This is a genomic window from Microbacterium sp. 4R-513, from assembly GCF_011046485.1.
Lineage (GTDB): Bacteria > Actinomycetota > Actinomycetes > Actinomycetales > Microbacteriaceae > Microbacterium.
In genome coordinates this window covers 66437-89735 of sequence record NZ_CP049256.1, presented here as the reverse complement: position 1 = coordinate 89735, position 23299 = coordinate 66437, and the positions used below count along the sequence as shown (strand labels likewise).

Sequence of the window (23299 nt, the reverse complement as noted above, 5' to 3'; positions counted from 1 at the left end):
GCCCGGTATGCAGTTCGGCATCTTCACGGTGAGCGACATCACCCAGGACCCGACCGACGGCACCACCCCCAGTGAGGCGGAGAAGATCCGCAACACCATCGCCATCGCGAAGCACGCGGAGGAGGTCGGTCTCGACGTCGTCGCCATCGGCGAGCACCACAACCCGCCGTTCTGGTCGTCGTCGCCCACGACGACCCTCGCGTACATCGCGGCCCAGACCGAGCGGCTCATCCTCTCGACCGCCACGACGCTCATCACGACGAACGACCCGGTGAAGATCGCCGAGGACTTCGCGATGCTCCAGCACGTCTCGGGCGGTCGCGCCGACGTCATGCTCGGCCGCGGCAACACCGGTCCGGTGTACCCGTGGTTCGGCAAGGACATCCGTCAGGGCCTGCCGCTCGCGATCGAGAACTACAACCTGCTCCACCGTCTGTGGCGTGAGGACGTCGTGGACTGGGAGGGCAAGTTCCGCACCCCGCTGCAGGGCTTCACCTCGACGCCCCGCCCGCTCGACGGCGTCGCGCCTTTCGTCTGGCACGGCTCCATCCGAACGCCCGAGATCGCCGAGCAGGCCGCCTACTACGGCGACGGCTTCTTCGCGAACAACATCTTCTGGCCCAAGGAGCACTACCAGCGGCTCATCGCCCTGTACCGCCAGCGCTATGCCCACTACGGACACGGCACGCCCGAGCAGGCGATCGTGGGTCTCGGCGGCCAGGTGTTCATGGCGGCGAAGTCGCAGGACGCGGTCAACCAGTTCCGCCCGTACTTCGACAACGCGCCCGTCTACGGTCACGGCCCGAGCCTCGAGGACTTCAGCGAGATGACCCCGCTCACGGTGGGCTCCCCGCAGCAGGTCATCGATCGGTACGCCGCGATGCGGGACTACTACGGCGACTACCAGCGCCAGCTCTTCCTCATCGACCACGCGGGACTCCCGCTCAAGACGGTGCTCGAGCAGCTCGACATCCTGGGCGGCGAGGTCGTGCCGGTGCTCCGCAAGGAGCTGGCGAAGAACCGTCCGGCGGAGGTTCCGGATGCCCCGACCCACGCGAACCTCGTGGCGAAGGCCTACGGCGGCGAGGCCCCTCGTGAGGCTCGTCCCAACGCCAACCGCGGCGACAACCTGACCGTGGGCTCGCCCTATCAGGACACGCCGGCCCCCGCGGGCGCCGCGTTCGGACTCAGCCGGAAGGAGGCCTGAGATGACCACGGCACGCCGTCTCGCCGTCGTCTCGGCGGGACTGTCGAACCCCTCGTCCACCCGCATGCTGGCCGACCGGCTGTCCGCCGCCACGGTCGCCGCTCTGCAGAAGCAGAACGGTCCCGATGGCCAGCCCCTCGAGGTGGAGGTCGACGTCTTTGAGCTGCGCGACTACGCGCACGACATCACGAACAACCTCCTGACGGGCTTCGCGCCTCCGGCTCTCGAGTCGATGGTCAACGCGGTCGTCTCAGCGGACGCGCTCATCGCAGTGACGCCGATCTTCTCCACGAGCTACTCGGGCCTCTTCAAGTCGTTCATCGACATCCTCGATCCGGACGCCCTGACGGGGAAGCCCGTGCTCATCGGCGCGAACGCCGGCACGCCGCGGCACTCGCTCGCGATCGACTACGCCATCCGCCCGCTCTTCACGTACCTCCACGCCGAGCCCGTCTCGACCGGTGTGTTCGCGGCGTCGAGCGACTGGGGCGGATCGGGCGACCAGGTGGCTCCGCTCGGAGAGCGCATCGAGCGCGGCGCGCGTGAGCTCGCCGAAGCCGTCGCGCGGCGGGCGCCCGAGGCATCCGTCGACCCGTTCGATCCGTCGAGCTACCTCGGTGAGGGCCGCTCGTTCGGCCACCTCCTCGGCGGCCTCGCGGGGGAGTAGCGGCTACCCCAGGTCGATGTCGGACGGCGCGTCCAGCGGCACCCATGCCGCGGGGCGCGCCGTTTCTCTCGCGGTCAGCACGTCGGCCTCCACGAGGGCGCCGAGGTCGACGCCCGCGAGCGGCTCGATGTCGGCGATCGGCACCTGGAACGTGCGGAAGGCGCCGAGCGGCGGAACCGCCCGCTGCATCGCCGCATCGAGGAGCTGGGTCTGGTCGAGCACGAACCCGGCCGCGGCGAGCACGCCGTCGGACCCGGGCGACCACGCGGCGACCTTCCAGAACCTTCGCGGGATGCGGATGCCGCGGTACGGCGGGTCGTCGGGGGCGAGGACGGGCGCCGTGAAGACCGAGATGCGCTGATCGGTGGCGTCGGCGTAGGTGAGGACGTGGTCCTCGAGCCCGAGCCAGAGCTCCTTGGACTGGTTGAAGCCGGCCGCCTGGGGCGCCGCGTTCGTGTAGAAGAAGGTGGCCGCCGTGGCCTCGCGGGCCTCGGCCACCGTTCCCCAGCCGGGGTCGCGCCGGCGGACGAGATGGCCGCGGTCGAGGTCGTTGTCGGTGTAGACGCCCGGGCCCGCCTGTTCGCCGGCCGGGATGCGGTCGTCCAGGTCCCACATGCCGCGGCGCTCGAGGTCGTGCAGCGTCGCCCCGTCGATGTTGACGCCGGTCACGACCGCGAACCTCCGCGACGGCTCGAGCACCACCGTGAACCGCGGATAGCGGAGCTCGCGCACCTCCTCGTCGCCGAGCGTCATGGGGAGGGGCAGCGGGATGCCGAGGAAGTCGTCGTCGTATCCGGTCCAGTCATCGCTCGGCTCGGCCATGCCTCCATCCTGGCGTGCCCCGGTGACACGGCGGTGAACCACCCGGGGGGCAGGATGGACCACGTGGACGAACCCGTTGTCAAGACCAAGCCCGGTGCACCGCCGCTCTTCTTCGAGGCGGAAGCGGCCGGCCTCCAGTGGCTGGCGGCGGCGGAGGCATCCGGGGGCGTCCGCATCGCGCGCGTCCTCGACGTGGCACCCGGGATGATCGCGCTCGAGCGGATCGGGGGCGGCAGACCGGATGCAGCGGCCGCGGCGGCATTCGGACGCGCCCTCGCCGCGACGCACGACGCCGGGGCTGCGGCGTTCGGCGCACCGCCCGACGGCTGGAGCGGACCGCTGTTCATCGGGCGCCTTCCTCAGCCGGCCGCGCGTGAGGAGTCGTGGGGCGTCTTCTACGCCCGTGACCGCGTGCTTCCCTTCCTCGACCCGGCGGTCACGGCCGGAAATCTGTCGGCCGGTGACGCCGCCCTCGTGCGCGAGGCATGCGCGCTCATCGCCCAGGGAGCCTTCGACGATGAGGAGACGCCCGCACGGCTGCACGGCGACCTGTGGAACGGCAATGTGCTGTGGTCGCCGGAAGGTGTGGTGCTCATCGACCCGGCCGCGCACGGCGGTCACCGCGAGACCGACCTCGCGATGCTGCAGCTCTTCGGCTGCCGGTTCCTCGACGTCGTGCTCGACGCGTACGACGCGGCTCACCCACTCCGGCCGGGATGGCGCATGCGCCTGCCGGTCCATCAGCTGCACCCGCTCGCGGTGCACGCCGTCGGGCATGGCCCGTCCTACGGCCGGGCGCTCGTCGACGCAGCGCGCCAGGTGCTCGCGCTCGGGTGACCGCAGCCCGAGCCTCGGCCCCCGCCTGCCTGCTCGGGGTCAGGTCCGCCAGCGGTACTCGGTCTGGGGGCGCCCGGGCGTGCCGTAGCGAGGAGAGCGTTCGACCCGGCCGGCATCGACGAGGTGCTCGAGGTACCGGCGGGCCGCGACGCGTGACATCCCGAGACGGTCGCCCGCCTCGCTCGCCGTCAGCGCCCCCTCCTCGCGCACGGCTCCGCTCACGCGCTCGAGGCTCTCGGGGAGAGCCCCTTGGGCAGCTCGGCATGCCCGGCGGGGCGCATGGCGCCGAGCATGGCGTCGATCTCGGCCTGCGTGGCGGGGCCCGAGGCATCCATCGCCCGTTGCCGGAACTCGCGGTACTGCTCCAGCCGCTCGCGGAAGACGGCGAAAGAGAACGGCTTGACGAGATACTGGGCGACGCCGAGCGAGGCCATCTGCCGCACGACGTCGGCGTCCCGCACGCCCGTCACGGCGATGACGTCGACGTCTGTGGCGTGCGCCCGCACGTGGCGGAGGACGTCGAGACCCGTTCCGTCCGGCATCGTCATGTCGAGGAGCACGAGGTCGATGCCGCCGGCCGGCGGCGACTCGAGGAGCGCCGTCACGGCGGCTCGCGCCCCCGTGCACTCGGCCGCGACCTCGAACCCGTCGAGACGCGCGAGATACGAGCGGTGCAGCTCGAGCGTCAGCGCATCGTCGTCCACAAGCAGCACCGAGATCACCGACGTCTCCTCGGCAGCGTGACCCGGAAGGCGGTGGGGGATGCCTCGACCTCGATGGTGCCGCCCGCGCCCTCGACGATCGACTTGACCAGGGCGAGCCCCACGCCGCGCCCGGCGGCGTCGGCGGGCTTCGTCGAGAAGCCGTGCTCCCAGACGCGGTCGGCGAGCTCGGGCGGGATGCCGGCGCCGCTGTCGGAGACGACGATCGACAGCGCCCCGCCGGCCGCGGGCGCGAGCTCCACGCGCACCCATCGCGGCTCCACACCGGACGCCGCCGCGTCGAGGGCGTTGTCGATGAGGTTGCCGACGACCGAGACGGCATCGACAGGGGCGAGCGTGCTCCGCGGTGCGGCGGGGTCGATGTCGACGATCCAGTCGATGCCGCGCTCGCGTGCCTGCGACGCCTTGCCGAGGATCAGCGCGCCGACCGTCGGGTCGCCGTCGCGTCGCGCCGTCACCTGGTCGACGAGGGTCTGACTCTGGCGCGAGGTCTCGGTCAGGATCTCGATCGCCTCTTCGGTGCGGCCCAGCTCGAGGAGTGCGACGGCCGTGTGCATGCGGTTGCCGTGCTCGTGCGTCTGAGCCCTCAGGGCCTCGCCCAGCGTCCGCACCGATTCGTACGACGACACTGCGTCGCGCACGCTCCCGGCGGGGAGGTCGCCCGTCACGCGTTTCGTCACCCGTCCCGCGGCCCACGCACCGACGAACCCCGCCGCGACGACGGCGAGCGCGATGACGATCGCGAAGGGCAGCCGGGGGAAGAAGGCCGACGACAGGGACTGGACGGTCACGCCGACCGACGCCCAGCCGACGAGCCGTCCGCCGACCTCGACGGGAGCGATCGTGCGCACCGAGGGGCCGAGCGTCCCGGTGAACTCCTCGGTCAGCGTCTGCGGAGCGGCGGGGATCGTCCCGATGTAGTGCCGTCCGATCTCGTCGCGGTCGCGGTGCGTCACGCGGATCCCGTCCGGCGTCATGATCGTGATGAAGTCGACCCCGGTCGCGGCCATGAGCCGCTCGGCATAGGGCTGCAGCTCGTCGGACGCGTCGCCGGAGGACAGCGCCGTGCCCACGGCATCCGTCGCGGCGATCGTCTCGGCGAGCGCCCGTGTGACGCGCTCTGCCTCGGCTCGCACGGCGCGCTGCGCCTCGAAGACGAGGAGGAGTGCGACGACGGTCCCGACGATGACGACCGCCCCGAGCAGCACGAGGAAGACGCGCGAAGCCGCGCTCGTCGTCCCTCGCCGACCCGCCATCGCGTCGCTCCTCTCGAGCTGCCGTGCGTCCATCCGACCACACGAACCGCTTCCGCGGACCACGCTCGCCGGGACCAATACGACCACAACTCCGCGCCGTGTCGAGCGGCGCGCACTCTGGCATGACCGCCATGGTGGCGGCATCCGGCGACGGAGTTCACCCAGGAGGCGACGATGGCTCTTTCGACTCGAACGACATCCTTCAAACTGCCCGGCTACAACTGGCGGCGCGGCAAGCAGGCGTGGGACAAGCACACGTGGCTGTACCTCGCGGTCATCGCCGCGGTCGTGCTCGGCGCGACGGTCGGACTCGTCTGGCCCGAGGTCGGCGTCGCCCTGAAGCCGCTGGGCACCGCCTTCGTGGCCCTGATCAAGATGATGATCGCGCCGATCATCTTCTGCACGATCGTGGTGGGGGTCGGCTCGATCGCGAAGGCCGCGACGGTCGGCAAGATCGGTGGCCTCGCGCTGCTGTACTTCATGGTCATGTCGACGTTCGCCCTCGCCATCGGCCTCGTCGTCGGCAACGTGCTCCACCCCGGCGAGGGCCTCAACATGGCGAACTCGACCTACGAGGCGACGGCCGAGGCCCAGACGACGGAGGAGTTCCTCCTCGGCATCATCCCCCTGACGTTCTTCTCCGCCTTCACCGGTGAGAGCGTGCTGCAGGTGCTCTTCATCGCCCTCCTCGTCGGCTTCGCTCTGCAGGGCATGGGCGAGAAGGGCCAGCCCATCATGAACGCCGTGAAGCACCTGCAGGCGCTCGTGTTCCGGATCCTCGGCATGATCCTCTGGCTCGCGCCGATCGGCGCCTTCGGAGCGATCGCGGCGGTCGTCGGCGCGACGGGGGTCTCGGCGATCTGGAGCCTCGGCCTGTTGATGTTCGCGTTCTACGTGACGTGCTTCGTCTTCATCGTCGGAATCCTCGGCACTCTGCTCTTCGCGGTGACGCGGATCAACATCTTCTCGCTCATCAAGTACCTCGCGCGGGAGTACCTGCTGATCGTCGGCACCTCGTCGTCGGAGTCGGCGCTGCCCCGCCTCATCGCGAAGATGGAGCACCTCGGCGTATCGAAGCCCGTCGTCGGCATCACGGTGCCGACCGGCTACTCGTTCAACCTCGACGGCACGGCGATCTACCTGACGATGGCGTCGCTGTTCATCGCCTCGGGGATGGGGGCGCCGATGTCGATCCCGGAGCAGATCGGGCTGCTCGTCTTCATGATCATCGCCTCGAAGGGCGCCGCGGGCGTCACGGGGGCCGGCCTCGCGACCCTCGCCGGGGGCCTCCAGGCGTATCGCCCCGACCTCGTCAACGGCGTGGGCGTCATCGTCGGGATCGACCGGTTCATGTCCGAGGGCCGCGCCGTCACCAACTTCACGGGGAACGCCGTGGCGACGGTGCTCATCGGCACCTGGACGAAGGAGTTCGACGCCGGCCGGGCCCGCCGTGTGCTGAGCGGCGAGCTGCCGTTCGACGAGACCACCATGGTCGGCGACCACGACGGCATGTCCCCGGCCCCCGACGCCGTCGGCACGCAGGGCCTCGAAGAGGCCGCGATCACCGAGGCGGCGGCAAAGGAGGAGCGGGCGCGGGCGCGCGAGGCATCCGTCACCCGCTGATCAGCACGACGACACGGGGCCGACCGCGCGAGCGGCGGCCCCGTGCCATGTCGTCAGGGCTCGATCTCTCCGGACTCGATAGCGGCCTCGCGCTCCTCGTCGAGGAGCGGATCCGCGTCATCCTCGACCGCCTCCAGGGGGTCCAGCGTCGCCGGGGGCAGCTCGAGCTCGTCCTCGTCGTCGATCGGCACTTCCCGTTCGTCGTCGGGCACGCGTTCGCGGAAGTCGCTCATGTCACTCCTCGCCGTACGGCGGAAGGTCATCCGCCGGCAGCACGTCCGTGAGGAGCGCGGCCTCCGCCTCGCCCTCGATCACGTCGTCCTGCCGTTCGTCGGTACGGTCGGCGGATGCCTCGGCGATGCCGCCGTCGGGATCTGAGACGTCGGAGTCACCCGGCCGTCCTGCGAGGTCGGGGAGCTTCTCGGCCTCTTCGTCGATGCTGTGAAAGGTGGGGTCGAAGACCATCGCCTTGCTCCTCTCAAGCGTTCGTGAGGGTCAACCGCTCTTGCGACGGAACTCCCGCTTCGTGACGGCGCCGTGCGTGCCGTGGACGGGCGAGTCGCCGTCCAGGTGGGCCTCGCCTTCGCGGTGCTGGGCGTTCTTCTTGTCGAGAGCCTCTTTGAATTTGCGCTTCATCTCGTCGGATGCCGCGGTCGCCGGCTTATCGTCGGTGCTCATGCCCCCACCCTAGGCGCGGGGGTGCCGAGCCGCCAGAGAAAGGCCGATCCGGGCCCGACTGCTAGGATCGACGAGGTTGCCCTGTGGCATCCGCTCAATTTCACACTGAGCTCATGGAGCAGGCCCGGCAGAAAGCTGGTCCCCTGTGGTGGGTTCCCGTCTCGGACGGTGATCTTCGACTGGTGGCCAGCGCAGGCGGACCTCGCGATCTCTTCGCGCGCCCATATCTGCCTGTTCCTGCTCCTTCGCACAACCTCGCGCTCGATTCGCGCGCGCGAGGCTAAACAAAGAAGGAGAGACCTCTTGGAAGGTCCTGAAATCACCGCCGCCGAAGCAGTCCTCGACAACGGACGCTTCGGCACCCGCACGGTCCGGTTCGAAACCGGACGCCTCGCCCAGCAGGCGCAGGGCGCCGTCGCCGCTTACCTCGACGAGGAGACGATGCTCCTCTCGGCCACGAGCGCGAGCAAGCAGCCCCGCGAGGGCTTCGACTTCTTCCCGCTGACGGTCGACGTCGAGGAGCGCTCGTACGCCGCCGGCAAGATCCCCGGCTCGTTCTTCCGCCGCGAGGGCCGCCCCTCGACCGAGGCGATCCTCGTCTGCCGTCTCATCGACCGCCCGCTGCGCCCCTCGTTCGTCGAGGGCCTGCGCAACGAGGTGCAGATCGTCGTGACCGTGCTGTCGATCACGCCGGGCGAGTTCTACGACGCGCTCGCGATCAACGCCGCCTCGGCGTCGACGCAGATCTCCGGCCTGCCGTTCTCGGGTCCGATCGCCGGTGTGCGCCTCGCGCTCGTGCCGGGGCACGGGGAGCACGCCGACCAGTGGGTCGCGTTCCCGAACGCCAAGGTCCTCGAGGAGGCCGTGTTCGACCTCATCGTCGCGGGCCGCGTGCTCGACGACGGTGACGTCGCGATCATGATGGTCGAGGCCGAGGCCACCGAGCACTCGTGGAACCTCATCAAGGCGGGCGCCACCAAGCCGAGCGAAGAGGTCGTCGCGCAGGGCCTCGAGGCCGCGAAGCCGTTCATCAAGCAGCTCGTCGAGGCGCAGAGCCAGCTCGCGCAGACCGCTGCGAAGGAGATCCAGTCGTACCCCGTATTCCTGCCCTACAGCCAGGAGACGTACGACTTCGTCGCGGGCCGTGCCTACGACGAGCTCGTCGGCGTCTACCAGATCGCCGACAAGCAGGAGCGTCAGAACGCCGACGACGCGATCAAGGACCGCGTCAAGGGCGAGCTCGTCGCCGCCGTCGAGGCGGGGGAGCTTCCCGCCGTCGCGACGATCGAGTTCTCCGCGGCATACAAGTCCGTGACGAAGAAGATCGTCCGCGGCCGCATCCTGTCCGACGGCGTCCGCATCGACGGCCGCGGGCTTGCGGACATCCGCCCGCTCGACGCCGAGGTGCAGGTCATCCCGCGCGTCCACGGCTCGGCGATCTTCCAGCGCGGTGAGACGCAGATCCTCGGCGTCACCACGCTGAACATGCTCAAGATGGAGCAGCAGATCGACTCGCTGTCGCCGGTCACGCACAAGCGCTACCTGCACCACTACAACTTCCCGCCGTACTCGACCGGTGAGACCGGCCGCGTGGGCAGCCCCAAGCGTCGCGAGATCGGGCACGGCTTCCTCGCCGAGCGCGCCCTCGTGCCGGTGCTGCCGGGCCGCGAGGAGTTCCCGTACGCGATCCGCCAGGTCTCCGAGGCGCTGAGCTCGAACGGCTCGACGTCGATGGGCTCGGTCTGCGCGTCGACCCTCTCGCTCCTCAACGCCGGTGTGCCCCTGCGCGCGCCGGTCGCGGGCATCGCGATGGGTCTCGTCTCCGACGAGGTCGACGGCCAGACGCGCTACGCCGCGCTGACCGACATCCTCGGCGCCGAGGACGCGCTCGGCGACATGGACTTCAAGGTGGCCGGCACGTCGGAGTTTGTCACGGCGATCCAGCTCGACACGAAGCTCGACGGCATCCCGTCGTCGGTGCTGTCCGCTGCGCTGCAGCAGGCTCACGACGCCCGCATCACGATCCTCGGCGTGCTCAACGCCGCGATCGACGGTCCGGACGAGATGGCCCCGACGGCTCCGCGCGTCATCAGCGTGCAGATCCCGGTCGACAAGATCGGCGAGCTCATCGGCCCCAAGGGCAAGACGATCAACGCGATCCAGGACGAGACCGGCGCCGACATCTCCATCGAGGAGGACGGCACCGTCTACATCGGCGCCGTCGACGGCCCGTCGGCCGAGGCCGCGCGCGCGCAGGTCAACGCGATCGCCAACCCCACCAACCCCGAGGTCGGCGAGCAGTTCCTCGGAACCGTCGTCAAGATCGCGACGTTCGGTGCGTTCATCTCGCTCCTTCCCGGCAAGGACGGCCTGCTGCACGTCAGCGAGGTCCGCAAGCTCGCCGGCGGGAAGCGGGTCGAGAACGTCGACGACGTCCTCTCGGTCGGTCAGAAGCTCCTCGTGCGCATCACGAAGATCGACGACCGCGGCAAGCTGTCGCTCGAGCCCGTGCTCGAAGAGGCCGCCGACCAGGAGGGTCGTGCCGCAGCCAGCGAGGGCCCCGAGGCTCCCGCCGAAGGCTGAGAATCGCCGGGCGACGGATGCTGCCGCCCGATCGTTGTCCGGATGCCCGTCCCTTCTCCGGAAGGGGCGGGCATCTGCCGTCGCACGGCGCGATGTCCGCCGAACGGCGGACTGGGAGCGTTCCCGCGCGTCTTCGTGATGAAAGCGTTATGCAATGTTCGCCGACAGGTCGCCTCATTGGCGTGTTCTGTCCGCTGCCTGGCCTACCCTCTAAGTACCGCGCCGGGGGGTGCGGAAGAAGCGATCACGAAGATCTCCTCTTGGAATCCTCGTGAGGGGGTGGCACATGTCTCTCTTCGGCGTTGGCTCGAGCGTCTCCTCGGCGAGCCCTGAGACGAAGGTCGCCAACGTCCCCGCGACGCATCCGTCGGCTCCGATCCCGGTGCAGGGGCCGCCGCTCGGCAAGAGTCTCCGCGTGCCGCTGGGCGAGTCGGGCTTCGACGTCTTCCCTCTCATCCTGGGCGGCGCCGAGTTCGGCTGGAACGTCGATCTCGAGTCGAGCCACGACATCCTCGACGCCTACGTCGAACTCGGCGGCAACGCGATCCACACCGCCGACAGCTTCGCCGGCGGACGCAGCGAGCACATCATCGGCCAGTGGCTCTCGTCGCGCGGTCTGCGCGACGAGATCGTCCTGGCCGTCCGCGTCGGCGGCCACCCCGACAACCCGGGTCTCGGCCCCGTCAACCTCGTGCGCGCCGTCGAGGCGTCGCTGACGAGGCTGGGCACCGACCGCATCGACGTGCTCTACCTCGACGCCGTCGCCGACACCGGCACGGCGATCGAAGACACCCTGGCGACGGCCGAGTGGCTCGTCGAGAGCGGCAAGGCGCGCGCGCTCGGCGCGGTCGGCTACACGGCGGCGCAGCTCGTCGAGGCCCGCATCTTCGCCTCGGCCGGATACCCGCGCATCACGGTGCTCGACGTGCCGTTCAACGTCCTGCGCCGCCACGAGTTCGACTCCGACCTCCGGCTCGTCGCCGGCGCGCAGGGTGTGGCGGTCACTCCGTCGCACGCGCTCGAGCACGGCTTCCTCTCCGGCCGCCACCGCACACGCGTCCGCGGCAGCCTCTCGGTGCGCGGCGCGCAGCTGGCGGCGAGCCTCAACCGCCGGGGCACCCGCACGCTGCGCGCTCTCGACGCCGTCGGCGCCGAGCTGGGCGTTCCCGATGCCGCGGTGGCGGTGGCGTGGCTCCTGGCCCAGAGGATCGTCACGGCGCCGATCGTCAACGCCTACGCGGCGGCGCATGTCGAAGAGCTGGTGCAGGGCGTCGGCGTGCGGCTCAGCCGCGGTCAGCTCGCCGACATCGCCCGCGCCTCCGAGTGACGCGGGCGGGGCATCCGCGCCGCTGACGTAGGGTGGAAGGGTGCCCTCAGAGCGCGCGCCGACCTCCGACGAAGTGAGCTTCCGTTGACGCACTACCTGTACCTCGTGAGGCATGGCGAGCATCAGGATGCCGAGCACGGCCTCGTCGACGGGCCGCTGTCTCCGCGTGGCCGGCGCCAGGCATCCCTCATCGCCGACAGGCTGTCGGGAGTTCCCCTCGCCGCCGTATGGCACTCGCCCCTCGAACGTGCTGCCCAGACCGCGCGCGCCGTGGCCGACCGGCTGCCGTCGGTGTCTCCCGAGCCCACGGCCCTGCTGTTCGACTGCGTGCCGACCGGCATGACACCCGAGACGCCGGCTTCGTTCGAGCCGTTCTTCGGCGCCGTCACCGAGGCCGAGGTCGAAGCGGGGCGCGCCCAGATGTCCGACGCTGTGGGGGAGTTCCTCGCCCGCAAGCCCGGCGAGGTGCACGAGCTCCTCATCACGCACAACTTCGTGATCGCGTGGTTCGTGCGCGAGGTCCTGGGTGCGCCCGAGTGGCGCTGGATGACCCTCAACCAGGCGCACTGCGGCCTCACGGTGCTCGCGCAGAAGCAGGGGCGTCCCTGGACGCTCGTGTCGCACAACGACCTGGCCCATCTGCCGGTCGAACTGCGCACGGGGCTTCCCGAGCAGTACCCGGTCTGACTCCGTCAGACCGGCCCTGCGCCACCTCGGACGGCGCAGGATGGATGCATGGCTCAACGGTGGATCGCGACGGATTTCGGTGACCTCGACGTGCTGCGGCTCGAGGAGTACGAGCCTCCGGCTCCCGGCCCGGGCGAGGTGACGATCGCTGTGCGGGCCGCCGGGGTCAATCCCGCCGACTACAAGCACATCCGGAGCTCGCGGGCACCGGGCAGCGAAGAGCTCCCCATCCCGATCGGCTACGAGGTCGCCGGGGTCGTCACGGCGATCGGCGGGCCGGATGCCGGGGGTCAGCCCACCCGGATCGGCTCGGGCGACGTCGCCGTCGGCGACGAGGTGCTCGCCTTCCGCGTCACCGGCGGCTACGCGACCGACCTCACCGTGCCGGCGCGCGACGTGTTCGCCAAGCCCGCCGCGATCTCGTTCCCGGAGGCCGCCAATCTTCTGCTGGCGGGCTCGACCGCGGCCGAGATGCTGCACGTCACGCGCGTGCGCGAAGGCGACACGATCCTCGTGCACGCGGCGTCGGGGGCGGTGGGCGTCAGCGTGCTCCAGCAGGCGCGCCTGCTCGGCGCCCGGGCGATCGGCACCGCGAGCAGGGGCAGCTTCGACGTCGTCGAGCGCTTCGGCGGCACGCCGGTCGAGTACGGCGACGGGCTCGCGGGCCGCGTGCGCGAACTCGCTCCGGATGGCGTCGCCGCCGCTCTCGACGGCATCGGGACGGACGAGGCGATCGAGGTCTCGCTCGAGCTCGTCGCCGACCGTTCGCGGATCGTCACCATCGTGGCCGGTCAGCGCGCGAAGGAGGACGGCTTCGTCATCATCGGCGGCGCGATGCCCGCGAGCAAGGCGTACCGCGACGAGGTGCGGGCCGAGCTGGTGCGGCTGGCCGGCGCCGGGGAGCTCGTCGTGCCGATGGCGCGCACGTATCCGCTCGCCGAGGCCGTCGAGGCGCTCGAACTCGTGCGCACGGGCCACCCGGGCGGCAAGGTCGCACTCATCCCGTAGCGGGGGTCAGAGGGTCTCGCCCTCCGCCGCGGGCGAGAGCCGGAGGCCGTACCAGCGCGTGGCGTTCGGGTTGTCGTTGTACGGCTCGATCTCGCGGAAGCCGGCGCTCGCGTACAGGCCGCCTGCGGCCTCGAGCGTGTGATGCGTGTCGAGCACGAGCTCCGCGGCATCCCATCCCCGCGCACGCCGCTCGAGGTCGTCGAGAAGCAGGCGTCCCCAGCCGCGGCCGCGCGTCTCGGGGCGCAGGTAGAGATGCTTGACCTCGTAGCGAGGACCGTACGGACCGTCGGCGACGTGGCGGATGCCTCCGCACCCCACCGCGAGATCGCCGTCGTCGTAGAGCACGACGAAGACGCCCTCCGGCGGGGTGAACGCCTCCACGCCCGGGAAGACCGTCGTGTACGCGTTGCCCGGAAAGGTCTGGGCCCGCAGGGCGAAGTACTCGGTCAGCAGTCCGCGGGCGACCGGGTCGTCGACGGGGACGGGGCGCAGTTCGACCATGCCCCGAGCCTAATCGCGGGGCTCACCCAGGACCGCTGGTTGCTCGCCCGCCGCCCGACCCGCCGGCGTCCCGGCGAGCCGCATCTAGGCTGGATGCATGACGACGCGCGTGGCCCTCGTGGGCGGCACCGGCAAGCTCGGCGGCATAATCCGCGAGGTGCTCGAGGCCGAGGACGACTTCGAGCTCGTGGCGACGCTGTCGTCGCGATCGTCCCTGTCCGACCTGGACGGTGCCGATCTCGTGGTCGACGCCTCGACTCCGGCCGTCTCGATCGACGTCGTGCGCGCCGCGATCGAGCGGGGCATCAACGTCCTGGTCGGCACTTCGGGCTGGTCCGCCGAGCGCATCGCGCTCATCCGCCCGCTCGTGAAGGCGGCCGACACCGGCGCCGTCTTCATCCCGAACTTCTCGCTCGGCTCGGTCGTGGGGTCGGCGCTCGCCGCTGCGGCCGCTCCCTTCTTCCCCTCGGTCGAGATCGTCGAGGCGCATCGCGAGACGAAGATCGACTCGCCGAGCGGCACGGCGGTGCGCACGGCGGAGCTCATCGGCGCCGCGCGAGCGGAGGTCGGACCGGTCGAATCCCCCCACGTCGACCAGCGCGCCCGCGGGCAGCAGGTCGCGAGCGTCCCCATCCACTCCCTCCGGCGGCCCGGAGTCGTGGCGCGGCAGGAGACGATCCTCTCGGGGCCGGGGGAGTCGCTCACGGTCGTGCACGACACGATCGAGCCGGCGCTCGCGTACGGCCCCGGCATCCGGCTGGCCCTCGCCGCCGCGCGTGACGCGAAGGGCGTCGTCGTCGGCCTCGACAGCTTCCTCGACATCGGCCTGCGACTGCCGGGACAGGGCGACGACACCCCGGTCGCGGAGGGCGGCGTGCCCGGCCAGGTCGCACGGGTCACGAGCGCGTGAGCGCACGCATCGGCGTCGCCGTCATGGCGGTGCTCCTCGCCCTCTATATCGTTCTCGTCGGACAGCGAGGATGGCTGCTGCTCATGAGCGGCGACCCGGTCGGCATCGCCATGGGCGTCGCGCTCTTCGTCCTGCCGCTTCTCGCGGTGTGGGCGCTCTGGCGCGAGCTGTGGTTCGGCGTGCGCGCGGAGCGCGTCGGCCGCCGGCTCGAGGCCGAGGGCGGCCTCCCCGACCAGGAGGTCGGCGTGCGGCCCAGCGGGCGTATCGTGCGGCAGGACGGGGATGCCGTATTCCCGGCGTTCCGCTCCGATGTCGAGTCGCACCCCGACGACTGGCGCGCCTGGTATCGCCTCGGCCTCGCCTACGACGGCGCCGGCGACCGCCGGCGGGCGCGCGAGGCCGTGCGCAAGGCGATCGCCCTCGAATCGGCGGAGCGCCGGCGGGCCTAGCGCCCGCGCGCTCAGCCGCCGAGCGCGAGGGTGGCCGGCTCCGCCGCGGGCACGGCCGCTGCGACGGCTTCTTCGACGGTCGGATGCCGGAAGTCGAAGCCCGAGGATTCGAGCACGTTCGGCCGCGCATCGGCATCGGTCGCCAGCAGCGCGTCGGTCGCGTCGGCGCCCAGGACCGGCCTGATCGCCCAGATCGGGGCGGGGAGCAGGAACGGGCGGTTGAGCCGCACGGCCAGCGCGAACCCGAGATCGTTGGCGTGCGCGGGGGTCGGCCCCGTGAGGTTGACCGGCCCCTCGATCTCACGAGCGATGATGTGACGGATCGCGGCGATCTCGTCGTCGAGCGATATCCAAGGCCAGATCTGTGTGCCGCGGCCGATCGGCCCGCTCACGCCCAGCTTCGTCAGCACCATGAGCGGCGCGAGCACGGCCTTCGGGTGCACGATCGGCGCCGTGCGGAGGAGTGCGACGCGGGCGTGCGGACCGGCGGAGCGCGCCGCCTCCTCCCACTCGCCGCAGAGGTCGGCGAGGAAGGTGTCGCCGCGGGGCGACTCCTCGGTCAGGATGCGGCCCGGCGCCGAGCCGTAGTAACCGACCGCCGAGGCGGAGACGAAGGCCGGGGCATCCGTCCCCAGTTCCCGCACGGCGCGCGCGAGTGTCTGCGTGGGGGTGATCCGCGACCACACCAGCGTGTGCTTGTACGACGAGGTCCACGGGAAGCGCCCGATGCTCGCGCCGTTCAGCCCCACGACGGCATCGGCGCCCTCGAGCACCGCGGGATCGAGGGGTGCGGCATCCGTCAGCCACTCGACCTCGTCGGCCGAGCGCGCCGGGCGTCGCACGAGCGTCGTGACCGCCACGCCGTCGGCGCGGAGGCTCTCGACGAGCGTCGACCCGATGAGGCCGGATGCTCCCGCCACGACGACGCGGCGAGGCATCCGCACCCCGTCGGAAGGTTCAGGCAAGCGATGCCTCGAGTGTGATCTCGATGCCGGCGAGCGCCTGCGACACGGGGCAGTTGGCCTTCGCGTCCTGGGCGATCGTCGCGAAGTCCTCGGGGCTCAGACCGGGCACGACAGCCTCGACGTTCAGGTGGCTGCCCGTGATGCCCTTGCCCGGGATGAAGGTCACGGATGCCGTGGTCTCGATGCTCTCGGGCGGCGTTCCGTTCTGGGTGAGGCCGTTCGAGAGCGCCATGCTGAAGCACGACGAGTGGGCGGCCGCGATGAGCTCCTCAGGAGTCGTGACGGAGGTGGAGCCTTCGCTGCGGGCCTTCCAGTTGACGGGGAAGGGGCCCTGGTTGGAGCTCTCGAGGGCGACCTGGCCCGATCCCTCCGTGAGGCTGCCCTTCCACGAGGTGCTGGCTTCGCTCGTAACGCTCATCGTGTCCTCCGTGTCGGCGATCGTGGGCCGGGAGAGGCCCACGCGGTCAGCCTAACCGGGGGCCAGGCGGGAGGGAACGACTTGACCCCGGTCGCTGCACGCGGCGGAGATGCGTCGTCAGACCGTCGCGACGCGACGGCGGCCGACGATGCCCACGCGCTGCAGCACGAGGTACAGCTGGCACCCGAGGCACAGGCCGAAGGCCGCGTTGAGGAACGCGGCGACGAAAGCGGCCGCGGCCGCGATCGGGAGCGCCCAGGGCACACCGAGGAGCTGAAGCACGAGTCCGACGCCGACGACGAAGAAGCCGAGCCCCTGCGCGAACCGCGGAGGACGCGGGTCTTCGAGCTCTGCCGGCGCTCCGAGGCGCGGCTGCACGATCTTGCGATAGACGACGCTCCATGGCGCCGTGCGCGGCGACACGCAGCCCCAGAGGAAGAGCAGGGCCGTCGCGAGCAGGAGGAGGAAGGCGGGGTCCAGGACCCGCTCGGTGAGGGATGCCTCGGCGAGCGCCCACGACCCGTCCGGGTTCCGCTCGGCGGAGAGCCCGGTGAGACCGAGGAACACGTCGACGAGGAGCAGCAGCGACGTGATGCCGGCGGCGAAGCGCAGACCCCGCGGGTCGACTCCTTCGAGGCTGTCAGGGCTGGCGGACATCTGCTTCCTCCGTGAGGCGGTTGAGTTCCAGTTCGAGCACGTCCCGGCTGGGAACGCCCCCGAAGCGGGTCTGGATCACGCCGTCGCGGTCGAGGATGAGCGTCGTCGGCGTCTGCAGCACGTGGAAGTGCCGCGCGATGTCGGGGCGGTGGGTGAGGTCGATGTCGAGGTGGCGCACACCCGGATGGGAGTCCGCGACCGACGAGAGGGTGCGATGCACCCCGGGACAGCGCGCGCACAGCTCGGTGCTGAACTGCAGGAGCGTCGCCGTCTCGCCGAGCGAATCGGCGCCGAGGCGCTCGGGCTGCACGACCTCGTGAGGGATGTCGCGGTGGGGTCGGTTCTGCTGCCAGCGCAGGTACGCGCCGATGGCGATCGTCGCCGTCAGCAAGACGGCGAGCACGATCGTTGCCCCCAACAGACTCACAACAGATCACAGTAACCCTTTTCACCTGAATAGACACCGAAACCGGTGATTCGGCGTACTCGTCGTCGCAATGCGACTCGGTAGGGTGGCAGGCGTGAGTGACGCCGCAGAGACTCCCGATATCGAATTCCGCAGCGACGTGACGGTCGAGCTGGTGCGGGCGAGCGCGTCGGACTCCGACGTCCTCTTCGCCGCCCGGGTCTCGACGCAGGGCGAGCAGACACTGGATGCCGCGGCCTCCGGCGCCGAGGCGACGGGGCGCGATCGGGGCCTCATCAACTACCTCATGCGCGATCGGCACGGCTCGCCGTTCGAGCACAACTCGATGACGTTCTACGTGCAGGCGCCGATCTTCGTCTTCCGTGAGTTCATGCGCCACCGGATCGCCTCCTACAACGAGGAGTCGGGCCGTTACCGCGAGCTGCGCCCCGTCTTCTACGTGCCGGCGCGCGAGCGCAACCTCGTGCAGGTCGGCAAGCCCGGCGCGTACGAGTTCCTCCCGGGCAGCGACGAGCAGTTCGAGACGGTCGACCGCGCGACGCGCGAGGCATCCGTCCAGGCGTTCGCCGCCTACCAGCGCATGCTCGAGGCGGGGGTCGCCCGCGAGGTCGCCCGCATCGTGCTGCCGCTCAACATCTACTCGTCGATGTATGTGACGCTCAACGCGCGCTCGCTCATGAACTTCCTCTCGCTGCGGACGAAGGTCGAGGGGACGCACTTCCCCTCCTTCCCGCAGCGCGAGATCGAGATGTGCGCCGAGAAGATGGAGACGTTCTGGCGCGAGCGGATGCCGCTCACCCACGCCGCCTTCAACGCCAACGGCCGGGTCGCCCCCTGACGATGGGTAAGACCGCCCTCGTCACGGGCGCGAGCTCGGGCCTCGGCGCCGAGTACGCGCGGCAGCTCGCCATCCGCGGATTCGATCTCATCCTCGTCGCGCGCGATCGCGACCAGCTCGAGCACCGCGCGGCCGACCTGCGCTCGCGGTTCGGGGTCGCAGTGGAGGTGCTCGCGGCCGACCTCCTCAAGCCGCGTCAGCGCGAGAAGGTCGAGCGTCGCATCGCGGCTGACGAGCGGCCGGTCGACATCCTGGTCAACAACGCCGGCTTCGGACTGCCGCTCGACTTCGCGCGCAACGACATCGAAGACGAGGTGCGCCACCTCGAACTGCACGTCGAGGTGCCGATGCGCCTGACGCACGCGGCCCTCGGACCCATGCTGCGCCGCGGCCGAGGCCGCATCATCAACGTCGCCTCCGTCGCGGCGTTCATGCCGCGCTCGACGTACGGCGCCTGCAAGCGGTGGCTCGTCGAGTTCAGCCGCTGGGCGAACGCGCAGTACGGACCGCGCGGGGTCACCGTGACGGCGGTGTGCCCTGGCTTCACGCACACGAGCTTCCACGAGCGGATGGGGCTTGCGCCGGGCCAGGAAGGCATCTCGGACTTCCTCTGGCTCGAGGCATCCACCGTCGTCGCCGACTCCCTGCGTGACGCGGCGCGCGGCAAGGGCGTCTCGATCCCCTCCCTCAAGTACCAGGTGCTGACCCGCCTCGTGCGGGTGCTGCCGGCGTCGGTCTCGGCCCGGCTGGGCCAGCGCGGGCGCTGACCCGGCCGGCTGGTGCGTCCGGCGCGGACCCGGCCGGGCGTGTGCGTCCGGCGCTGATCAGGCCCGCGCCTTTGCGCAGTGCCGTCCGCACGACCTGAGGATGACACGCCGCCGGCCCCCCTCTGTCCGTCGGCGTGTCGCCGGGGCACCGTGCGGACGGCCGATCCTCCCCAGCGGCCCCGGGAGGCGAAGGCTCCACGGGACCGGACCGAACGAAGAGGTCGATCTCTGGCCGGGCTGATCCTCGTGGGGTGTATGAGTCGCTGGATGCCGCGTGCCGGACGCTGGGTGGAACCGCCACCACGGGACAGCTGCGGGCTCGCGGCTGTTCGAGAGCGCTCCTTTCGGCCGCGGTTCGGACGGGGGGCCCTCCTCAGACCGCGGAGGGGGACGTACGCCATCCCCGATCTTCCGCTGCCGGCCCTGCGTGCCCTCGCGCACGGCGGCCAGGTGTGCTGCGCCTCGGCGGCGCGGCTGCACGGTCTCTGGGTCCTCGAGCCTGACGGCCCGGTCCATGTGTGGCTCGGGCCTGACGGTCGAAGTCATGGGCACCCCGACTGCACATGCATCCCCCACCGCGACGCCGCTGCACGTCGTCCGGGTGCGCTCGTCGGGATCGTGCACTGCCTCCAGCAGATGATCGGATGCCTCGGCCACGAGGCGTTCTTCGCCGCGTTCGAGTCGGCTCTGCGGCAGCGCAAGCTCACACCTGCCCAGCGAAGCGACGTTCGCCGAGGCATCCCGAAGCGATATCGATGGCTCGTGGACTTCGCTAGAGACGATGCCGGCAGCGGACTCGAATCGCTCGTGCGACTGAGGCTTCATCGAGTCGGCATCTCGGTGGCGACGCAGGTCCGCCTCCCCGGGGTCGGAGTCGTCGACTTCGTCATCGGCGACTGCCTCATCCTGGAGGCCGACGGAGAGACGCATGGCGGTGAGCACCGGCATCGTGATCTGGTGCGAGACGCGGTCGCCTCGTGCCTCGGCTTCGTCACCCTCCGATACGACTACGCCCTGATCGTCCACGAATGGGAGCTCGTCGAGGCGGCGATCGTCGCCACCGTCGAGCGCGGCCTCCACCGATCTGCAGCGGGGCTGAGGGCCGAGGCATCCGTCGCCGTCCCGGTGTGAGGAAGCTGTCGTGTCGTCCGTACGATCAAGCGCGCGACACGCCGTCCGGGCGATGGATGCCTCGGCGTGTGTCGGGTCGCTCGTGCGGACGGCAGCGGGGTGCGATGAGCTACTCCACCTCGCGGCCGGTCAGGCGGATCTCCTCCAGGTCGAGCTGTGCCTGGAGGGCCCGGACCACGGTGTCGTCGATGCGGCGCTCGTCGCGGAGCTTCAGCACGGCGTCGCGCTTGACCTGCATCGCGGCCAGACGGAGCCGGACGTACTGCTCCTTCGTGTGGGCCGACTCCTGGGCCTCGTCGGAATCGCCGTCGGCCGCGAGCAGCGCGAGGTGCTCCTCGGTCTCGGTCGCGACCCGCTCTCGCACCTCGTCGTCGATCCCGAGCGACTCCGCGAGCTGCGGCAGCGCCTCCAGCGCCGCTTGCGCCGCCGTCGTCTGGGCGAGGCGCCGCTCGTCGCGCTGCTGATCGTCCGTCGGGAGGTGAGCCCAGCGGATGAGCGCGGGCAGGAGCGGCCCCTGCACGGCGATCGTCAGGACGACCACGACGGCCGTGACGAAGACGACGAGGTCCCGCATCGGGAAGGGCGCGCCGTCCCCGATCGTGAGAGGGATGGCGAGGGCCGCCGCGAGCGAGACGGCACCGCGGTAGCCGGCGAACGCGTTCAGGACGAGCGCGCGGGTCGGGGCTCGCAGGGTCCGCTGGTACGGCCGGCGATCGACAGTGCGGATGATGCCCGTCACGACGAAGGTGAAGACGAGGCGCACCACGATGAGGGCGAGCCAGACGATGACGCCGAGCAGGATGCCGAACCCGAGGTCGCTCGACTCGAGGTCGCGCACGACGACCTGCAGCTCGAGGCCGATCAGCACGAAGAGGGCGCCGTTGAGGATGTAGGTCGTCAGGGTCCAGAACGACATCACCTGGTCGCGGGCCTCGGCTCGGGCGACGCGCGGGCCGCGCCAGCTCATGAGAAGACCGCAGACGACGACGGCGAGGACGCCGGACGCGTGCACGAGCTCCGCCGCGAGGAAGGCGATGAACGGCGTCACGATCATGCCGACGTTGCTCGCGAGCGTGTTCGGGATGCGGCGCAGATACGTCCCGAGAAGGCCGACGAGGAGCCCGATCACGACGCCGCCGACATACGAGACCGTGAGGTCCCACGCGACGGAGAGGGGCGTGAGCACCTCGGAGCCCACGGCCACCCCGACCGCGAGGCCGTAGATGACGAGCGCCGTCCCATCGTTGATGAGGCTCTCGGTGCGCAGGACGGTCCGCTGCCGCAGCGGCAGATCCCTGGCCAGGTTGCCGACCGCCGTCGCGTCGGTGGGGGCGAGGGCGGCCCCCATGACGAGCGCGATGGCCCACGGCATCCCGGCGAGAGATCCCACACCGGCGACGGCGAAGGCCGTCACGAGCACGAGGACCGTGCCGTTGATCAGGATGACGCGGACGAACCGGCGGCTCTCGCGCATCGACGTCGTGAGGCTCTCCGCGAAAAGAATGGCGGGGAGGAACAGCAGCAGCACGGCTTCCGAGGGCAGCTGGACGTCTCGGAGCGCGGGGATGAACCCCAGCAGCAGACCGGCGACGACCTGGACGAGCGCGAGCGGGACGCGCAGCCGGCCGGCGACGACGGCCGACACGACGAGGGCGACGCCGATCGCGACGATGGCTTCGAGTGCGAGCAAAGGGGAGACCTCCTCGGGCGAAGGGGGACTGGCCGCCAGCGTAGCGACACCGGGGGGAGTGGCGGAGGCCACCCGACCGATAGCCTTAACGCATGACGCACACGGGCAATCCCTTCGGACAGGTGCTCGTCGCGCTCGTCACCCCGATGACGGCCGACGGCGAGGTCGACTGGCCCGCCGTCGAGAAGCACATCGACGACGTCATCAACGCGGGTGCCGACGGCATCGTCGTGACCGGTACGACCGGCGAGACGAGCACGCTGACCGACGCCGAGAAGATCCGCCTCGTCGAGGTGGGGAAGGATGTCGCGGCCGGCCGCGCCGCGATCATCACGGGCGGCGGATCCAACGAGACCGCCCACGCGATCGAGCTCTACAAGGCGAGCGAGAAGGTCGGCGCCGACGGCATCATGATCGTCACGCCGTACTACAACAAGCCCACCCAGGCCGGCATCCTCACGCATTTCCGGCTCGTCGCGGACGCCACCGACCTGCCGGTGATCCTGTACGACATCCCCGGCCGAACGGGCGTGCCCATCCGCTACGAGACCATCCTGCGCCTTGCGAAGCACCCCAACATCCTCGCGATCAAGGATGCCAAGGGCGACTTCAGCGAGGTCAGCCGCGTGCTCAACCAGACCGACCTGATGTACTTCTCGGGCGACGACGCCAACGTGCTGCCGCACCTCGCGATCGGCGCGGCCGGGCTCATCGGCGTCACGGCCAACATCGCGGCGCAGCCTTACCGTGCGATCGTCGACGCCGTCAACGCGGGCGACCTCAAGACCGCGACCGCCGCGCACCAGCAGCTCGAGCCGCTCGTGCGAGCGGTCATGACCCACGTCCCGGGCACCGTCTCGGCGAAGTACATCCTGCACGGCCTCGGCCGCATCGGCAGCCCGCGCGTGCGGCTGCCGCTCGTCGGACCCGAGGAGTGGGAGGCCGCCAAGATCGAGGACGAGCTCGCGCTCGTCACCGACGTTCCGGGGGCGGACTTCTCGAACTTCCGCCCCGACCGCAACGCCGCCGCCGGCGGCGCGCTGCCCAAGGTCTCGGGAACCACGAGATGACGTGCGCCGCGGCCGCCGGGTAGGCGCCGCGGCTCACTAGACCGCCGCGCCGACGCGCG

General features: G+C 70.8%; 25 protein-coding genes and 1 pseudogene. 14 read left to right on the top strand and 12 right to left on the bottom strand.

Going from position 1 to position 23299, the window contains the following annotated elements; translation table 11 throughout:
* The first annotated feature begins 7 nt into the window (after window positions 1–7).
* Together G5T42_RS00440 and G5T42_RS00435 are read left to right on the top strand one after the other, a co-directional pair.
* Window positions 8–1207, top strand: a complete 1200-nt coding sequence (locus G5T42_RS00440) for an LLM class flavin-dependent oxidoreductase (protein ID WP_165130003.1) — start codon at window positions 8–10, stop codon at window positions 1205–1207.
* Between the two features lies 1 nt (window position 1208).
* The gene (locus tag G5T42_RS00435) at window positions 1209–1874 is read left to right on the top strand and encodes an FMN reductase (protein ID WP_165123977.1); all 666 of its coding nucleotides are present in this window, start codon (window positions 1209–1211) and stop codon (window positions 1872–1874) included.
* A gap of 3 nt (window positions 1875–1877) precedes the next feature.
* Here the strand turns inward: G5T42_RS00435 and G5T42_RS00430 are convergent, their stop codons facing one another.
* Complete coding sequence (locus G5T42_RS00430) at window positions 1878–2696, bottom strand: DNA/RNA non-specific endonuclease (RefSeq protein ID WP_165123974.1); 819 nt, start codon at window positions 2694–2696, stop codon at window positions 1878–1880.
* A 63-nt stretch (window positions 2697–2759) separates the two neighbouring features.
* Here G5T42_RS00430 and G5T42_RS00425 point away from each other — a divergent pair, with 63 nt between their 5' ends.
* Complete coding sequence (locus tag G5T42_RS00425; RefSeq protein ID WP_241245895.1) at window positions 2760–3533, top strand: fructosamine kinase family protein; 774 nt, start codon at window positions 2760–2762, stop codon at window positions 3531–3533.
* Between the two features lie 39 nt (window positions 3534–3572).
* On the opposite strand, the pseudogene G5T42_RS00420 reads toward G5T42_RS00425, so the two are convergent.
* Both G5T42_RS00420 and G5T42_RS00415 read right to left on the bottom strand, forming a co-directional pair.
* Window positions 3573–4255 (bottom strand): annotated as a pseudogene (locus G5T42_RS00420) (response regulator).
* Window positions 4252–5544 carry an ATP-binding protein gene (locus tag G5T42_RS00415; RefSeq protein WP_241245894.1) on the bottom strand — a complete coding sequence of 431 codons (1293 nt, stop codon included), beginning with the start codon at window positions 5542–5544 and terminating at the stop codon, window positions 4252–4254. Before G5T42_RS00415 ends, G5T42_RS00420 begins: the two are co-directional and overlap by 4 nt.
* Window positions 5545–5685: 141 nt before the next feature.
* On the opposite strand from G5T42_RS00415, the gene G5T42_RS00410 reads away from it, so the two are divergent.
* Entirely contained in the window at window positions 5686–7134 is a 1449-nt protein-coding gene (locus tag G5T42_RS00410; protein ID WP_165123968.1) for a cation:dicarboxylase symporter family transporter, read from the top strand.
* A 53-nt stretch (window positions 7135–7187) separates the two neighbouring features.
* On the opposite strand, the gene G5T42_RS00405 is transcribed toward G5T42_RS00410, so the two are convergent.
* From G5T42_RS00405 to G5T42_RS00395, 3 genes are read right to left on the bottom strand one after another with little or no spacing between them, the layout of a single operon-like run.
* Complete coding sequence (locus tag G5T42_RS00405; RefSeq protein WP_165123965.1) at window positions 7188–7367, bottom strand: hypothetical protein; 180 nt, start codon at window positions 7365–7367, stop codon at window positions 7188–7190.
* A 1-nt stretch (window position 7368) separates the two neighbouring features.
* Window positions 7369–7599, bottom strand: a complete 231-nt coding sequence (locus G5T42_RS00400; RefSeq protein ID WP_165123962.1) for a hypothetical protein — start codon at window positions 7597–7599, stop codon at window positions 7369–7371.
* Between the two features lie 30 nt (window positions 7600–7629).
* On the bottom strand, window positions 7630–7812 hold the full coding sequence (locus tag G5T42_RS00395; protein WP_165123959.1) for a DUF5302 domain-containing protein: 183 nt from the start codon (window positions 7810–7812) through the stop codon (window positions 7630–7632).
* A gap of 303 nt (window positions 7813–8115) precedes the next feature.
* On the opposite strand from G5T42_RS00395, the gene G5T42_RS00390 reads away from it, so the two are divergent.
* From G5T42_RS00390 to G5T42_RS00375, 4 genes are all read left to right on the top strand, one after another.
* Window positions 8116–10395 carry a polyribonucleotide nucleotidyltransferase gene (locus G5T42_RS00390; protein WP_165123956.1) on the top strand — a complete coding sequence of 760 codons (2280 nt, stop codon included), beginning with the start codon at window positions 8116–8118 and terminating at the stop codon, window positions 10393–10395.
* Between the two features lie 286 nt (window positions 10396–10681).
* Complete coding sequence (locus G5T42_RS00385; protein WP_165123953.1) at window positions 10682–11722, top strand: aldo/keto reductase; 1041 nt, start codon at window positions 10682–10684, stop codon at window positions 11720–11722.
* A gap of 84 nt (window positions 11723–11806) precedes the next feature.
* Window positions 11807–12409, top strand: a complete 603-nt coding sequence (locus G5T42_RS00380) for a histidine phosphatase family protein (protein ID WP_165123950.1) — start codon at window positions 11807–11809, stop codon at window positions 12407–12409.
* Window positions 12410–12457: 48 nt separating this feature from the next.
* A complete protein-coding gene (locus tag G5T42_RS00375; protein ID WP_165123947.1) occupies window positions 12458–13417 on the top strand; it encodes an NADP-dependent oxidoreductase in 960 nt (319 codons plus the stop codon).
* A 6-nt stretch (window positions 13418–13423) separates the two neighbouring features.
* On the opposite strand, the gene G5T42_RS00370 is transcribed toward G5T42_RS00375, so the two are convergent.
* A complete protein-coding gene (locus tag G5T42_RS00370) occupies window positions 13424–13918 on the bottom strand; it encodes a GNAT family N-acetyltransferase (RefSeq protein WP_165123944.1) in 495 nt (164 codons plus the stop codon).
* Between the two features lie 97 nt (window positions 13919–14015).
* Here G5T42_RS00370 and G5T42_RS00365 point away from each other — a divergent pair, with 97 nt between their 5' ends.
* Window positions 14016–14828: a dihydrodipicolinate reductase C-terminal domain-containing protein gene (locus G5T42_RS00365; protein WP_165123941.1), complete on the top strand. Its 813-nt coding sequence runs from the start codon at window positions 14016–14018 to the stop codon at window positions 14826–14828.
* Window positions 14825–15277, top strand: coding sequence for a tetratricopeptide repeat protein (locus G5T42_RS00360; RefSeq protein WP_165123938.1), 453 nt, complete (start codon window positions 14825–14827; stop codon window positions 15275–15277). Before G5T42_RS00365 ends, G5T42_RS00360 begins: the two co-directional genes overlap by 4 nt.
* An 11-nt stretch (window positions 15278–15288) precedes the next feature.
* On the opposite strand, the gene G5T42_RS00355 is transcribed toward G5T42_RS00360, so the two are convergent.
* The 4 genes from G5T42_RS00355 to G5T42_RS00340 all read right to left on the bottom strand — a co-directional run bounded on the left by G5T42_RS00355 (window position 15289) and on the right by G5T42_RS00340 (window position 17744).
* Window positions 15289–16215, bottom strand: coding sequence for a TIGR01777 family oxidoreductase (locus tag G5T42_RS00355; protein WP_165130001.1), 927 nt, complete (start codon window positions 16213–16215; stop codon window positions 15289–15291).
* A 19-nt stretch (window positions 16216–16234) separates the two neighbouring features.
* The gene (locus tag G5T42_RS00350) at window positions 16235–16660 is read right to left on the bottom strand and encodes an OsmC family peroxiredoxin (protein WP_165130000.1); all 426 of its coding nucleotides are present in this window, start codon (window positions 16658–16660) and stop codon (window positions 16235–16237) included.
* Window positions 16661–16777: 117 nt separating this feature from the next.
* Window positions 16778–17317, bottom strand: a complete 540-nt coding sequence (locus G5T42_RS00345) for a DUF4395 domain-containing protein (protein WP_165123935.1) — start codon at window positions 17315–17317, stop codon at window positions 16778–16780.
* Complete coding sequence (locus G5T42_RS00340; RefSeq protein WP_165123932.1) at window positions 17301–17744, bottom strand: thioredoxin family protein; 444 nt, start codon at window positions 17742–17744, stop codon at window positions 17301–17303. Before G5T42_RS00340 ends, G5T42_RS00345 begins: the two co-directional genes overlap by 17 nt.
* 94 nt (window positions 17745–17838) lie before the next feature.
* Here G5T42_RS00340 and thyX point away from each other — a divergent pair, with 94 nt between their 5' ends.
* From thyX to G5T42_RS00325, 3 genes are all read left to right on the top strand, one after another.
* On the top strand, window positions 17839–18582 hold the full coding sequence (gene thyX / locus G5T42_RS00335) for an FAD-dependent thymidylate synthase (protein WP_165123929.1): 744 nt from the start codon (window positions 17839–17841) through the stop codon (window positions 18580–18582).
* Window positions 18583–18584: 2 nt separating this feature from the next.
* Window positions 18585–19349 (top strand): SDR family oxidoreductase, encoded by a 765-nt coding sequence (locus G5T42_RS00330; protein ID WP_165123926.1) that lies wholly within the window; start codon window positions 18585–18587, stop codon window positions 19347–19349.
* A 618-nt stretch (window positions 19350–19967) separates the two neighbouring features.
* The gene (locus tag G5T42_RS00325) at window positions 19968–20480 is read left to right on the top strand and encodes a DUF559 domain-containing protein (protein ID WP_165123923.1); all 513 of its coding nucleotides are present in this window, start codon (window positions 19968–19970) and stop codon (window positions 20478–20480) included.
* A gap of 109 nt (window positions 20481–20589) precedes the next feature.
* Here the strand turns inward: G5T42_RS00325 and G5T42_RS00320 are convergent, their stop codons facing one another.
* Window positions 20590–22170 (bottom strand): Na+/H+ antiporter, encoded by a 1581-nt coding sequence (locus tag G5T42_RS00320; RefSeq protein WP_165123920.1) that lies wholly within the window; start codon window positions 22168–22170, stop codon window positions 20590–20592.
* Window positions 22171–22262: 92 nt separating this feature from the next.
* On the opposite strand from G5T42_RS00320, the gene dapA reads away from it, so the two are divergent.
* Complete coding sequence (dapA, locus tag G5T42_RS00315) at window positions 22263–23240, top strand: 4-hydroxy-tetrahydrodipicolinate synthase (RefSeq protein WP_165123917.1); 978 nt, start codon at window positions 22263–22265, stop codon at window positions 23238–23240.
* Window positions 23241–23299 lie beyond the last annotated feature (59 nt).

Coding starts and splice junctions, on each gene's coding strand:
- G5T42_RS00440 (WP_165130003.1), top strand. CDS start 8: ATGCAGTTCGGCATCTTCACGGTGAGCGACATCACCCAGGACCCGACC.
- G5T42_RS00435 (WP_165123977.1), top strand. CDS start 1,209: ATGACCACGGCACGCCGTCTCGCCGTCGTCTCGGCGGGACTGTCGAAC.
- G5T42_RS00430 (WP_165123974.1), bottom strand. CDS start 2,696: ATGGCCGAGCCGAGCGATGACTGGACCGGATACGACGACGACTTCCTC.
- G5T42_RS00415 (WP_241245894.1), bottom strand. CDS start 5,544: ATGGACGCACGGCAGCTCGAGAGGAGCGACGCGATGGCGGGTCGGCGA.
- G5T42_RS00410 (WP_165123968.1), top strand. CDS start 5,686: ATGGCTCTTTCGACTCGAACGACATCCTTCAAACTGCCCGGCTACAAC.
- G5T42_RS00405 (WP_165123965.1), bottom strand. CDS start 7,367: ATGAGCGACTTCCGCGAACGCGTGCCCGACGACGAACGGGAAGTGCCG.
- G5T42_RS00400 (WP_165123962.1), bottom strand. CDS start 7,599: ATGGTCTTCGACCCCACCTTTCACAGCATCGACGAAGAGGCCGAGAAG.
- G5T42_RS00395 (WP_165123959.1), bottom strand. CDS start 7,812: ATGAGCACCGACGATAAGCCGGCGACCGCGGCATCCGACGAGATGAAG.
- G5T42_RS00385 (WP_165123953.1), top strand. CDS start 10,682: ATGTCTCTCTTCGGCGTTGGCTCGAGCGTCTCCTCGGCGAGCCCTGAG.
- G5T42_RS00375 (WP_165123947.1), top strand. CDS start 12,458: ATGGCTCAACGGTGGATCGCGACGGATTTCGGTGACCTCGACGTGCTG.
- G5T42_RS00370 (WP_165123944.1), bottom strand. CDS start 13,918: ATGGTCGAACTGCGCCCCGTCCCCGTCGACGACCCGGTCGCCCGCGGA.
- G5T42_RS00365 (WP_165123941.1), top strand. CDS start 14,016: ATGACGACGCGCGTGGCCCTCGTGGGCGGCACCGGCAAGCTCGGCGGC.
- G5T42_RS00355 (WP_165130001.1), bottom strand. CDS start 16,215: ATGCCTCGCCGCGTCGTCGTGGCGGGAGCATCCGGCCTCATCGGGTCG.
- G5T42_RS00350 (WP_165130000.1), bottom strand. CDS start 16,660: ATGAGCGTTACGAGCGAAGCCAGCACCTCGTGGAAGGGCAGCCTCACG.
- G5T42_RS00345 (WP_165123935.1), bottom strand. CDS start 17,317: ATGTCCGCCAGCCCTGACAGCCTCGAAGGAGTCGACCCGCGGGGTCTG.
- G5T42_RS00330 (WP_165123926.1), top strand. CDS start 18,585: ATGGGTAAGACCGCCCTCGTCACGGGCGCGAGCTCGGGCCTCGGCGCC.
- dapA (WP_165123917.1), top strand. CDS start 22,263: ATGACGCACACGGGCAATCCCTTCGGACAGGTGCTCGTCGCGCTCGTC.